The sequence below is a fragment of the Endozoicomonas sp. SESOKO4 genome (genome assembly GCF_024606275.1).
Window position 1 is genome coordinate 1 of the sequence record NZ_JAHHPS010000470.1, and the last position, 2,103, is coordinate 2,103.

Genomic DNA, 2,103 nt, shown 5'->3' on the forward strand with positions numbered 1-2,103 from the left:
CTATTGCATAATAGTCTCAGGTGGCTGGTGCCTTTATGGCACCGGCCTTTTTCCGTTGTATGAGCTATATCGTTCTATGCCGGATGGCAACGTTCGATGGTTCAATTAATTGATGGAGTTCAGATCGTTAAAGGCTCAGGCTGACTGTGTTTTACCGCAGGGATCTATCTCCTTCAATCTGAGAAAGTTGCAGTGTCATTGGCAGAGTGGGAGCCTGACCGGAAATTGACAGCTCGGACAAAAGTCCGGCAGAGCATAATTCCCGATCAGATTCCCGGAATGAAAGTCTGACTTTCGTTCTGGACGCTAAAGCTCATGCAACGGTAACGGTTGAAATCACCGTTTTTTAATTGGGTATCAAAAGGGGGCCACCCGCCCTCAATAAACCTAGATGGCCAGACCAGACGGTCTGAAGCCAGAACCAGGTGACCAAGCTGGGGAACGCTGATGGCATACTCGTATACAGAGAAAAAACGCATCCGCAAAGACTTCGGCAAACTGCCGCATGTCATGAATGTGCCCTATCTTCTGGCGATTCAGCTTGATTCTTATCATAAGCTGCTGCAATCCGGAAGAGAGCCGACCGCACGTGAGGACATTGGTCTTCATGCTGCATTCAAATCCGTATTTCCAATCGTAAGTTACTCTGGAAATGCAGCGCTGGAATACGTGAGTTACAGGCTCGGTACTCCAGCGTTTGATGTCAAGGAATGTCAACTTCGTGGTGTGACTTACGCGGTACCTCTGCGTGTAAAAGTGCGCCTGATCATTTATGACAAAGACTCTGCCAACAAGGCAATCAAAGATATCAAGGAACAGGAAGTTTACATGGGCGAAATTCCGCTCATGACTGAGAACGGTACATTTGTAATCAATGGTACTGAACGTGTTATCGTATCTCAGCTTCATCGTTCTCCTGGTGTATTCTTTGACCACGACCGTGGCAAGACACACTCTTCAGGCAAACTGCTGTATTCTGCCCGTGTGATTCCTTACCGTGGCTCATGGCTGGACTTCGAGTTCGATCCGAAGGACATGCTTTACGTACGCATCGACCGTCGTCGTAAGCTGCCTGCTACGATTCTTCTGCGTGCCCTGGGCATGAGTAATGAAGAGATCCTGAATGACTTCTTCGATACCGTAGACTTCAAGATCGGCTCTGAAAATGTCAATACTGAGTTTGCCGCTGAGCGCCTGCGTGGTGAAGCTGCAAGCTTTGACATTAAAGACGGCGACGGCAATGTTCTGGTTGAACAGGGTCGTCGTGTGACGGCGCGTCACATCCGTCAGCTGAAGAAAGCCAATATTGAACAGCTGGAGGCTCCGGTAGAGTACATTTACGGGAAGGTCCTGGCCAAGACCGTTGTACATGCTGCCACCGGTGAAATCATTGTTGACTGCAACACTGAAATTACTCCGGAAGTTTACGAAAAACTGCTGGAAGCCGGAATCAAACAGGTTGAAACCCTGTACATTAATGAGCTGGACTGCGGTTCATATATTTCTGACACTCTGCGCAGTGACACCACGACAAACCGTCTGGAAGCTCTGGTAGAAATCTACCGCATGATGCGTCCCGGTGAACCGCCGACACAAGAAGCAGCAGAAACCCTGTTTGGCAACCTGTTCTTCTCTGCAGAGCGTTATGACCTGTCCGCAGTTGGTCGCATGAAATTCAACCGTCGTCTGGGTCGCGAAGACGACGTCGGTTCTGGTGTCCTGGATAACGCTGACATCGTTGATGTTCTGAAGACACTGGTCGACATACGTAATGGTCAGGGCATCTGTGACGATATCGACCATCTGGGTAACCGTCGTGTTCGTTCGGTCGGTGAAATGGCTGAAAACCAGTTCCGTGTCGGTCTGGTTCGTGTCGAGCGTGCCGTGAAGGAACGCCTGAGCCTGGCAGAGTCCGAAGGCCTCATGCCTCAGGATCTGATCAACGCCAAACCGGTTGCAGCGGCCATCAAGGAATTCTTCGGTTCCAGCCAGCTGTCCCAGTTTATGGACCAGAACAATCCACTGTCCGAGGTGACTCACAAGCGTCGTGTATCTGCACTTGGCCCGGGTGGCTTGACCCGTGAGCGTGCCGGTTTTGAAGTT

1 pseudogene is annotated in these 2,103 nt (G+C 50.4%); it reads left to right on the forward strand.

The annotated features are described in order from the left end of the window. Positions 1–447: 447 nt before the first annotated feature. Positions 448–2,103, forward strand: a pseudogene (gene rpoB, locus KDK16_RS09015) (DNA-directed RNA polymerase subunit beta); the annotation flags it as partial.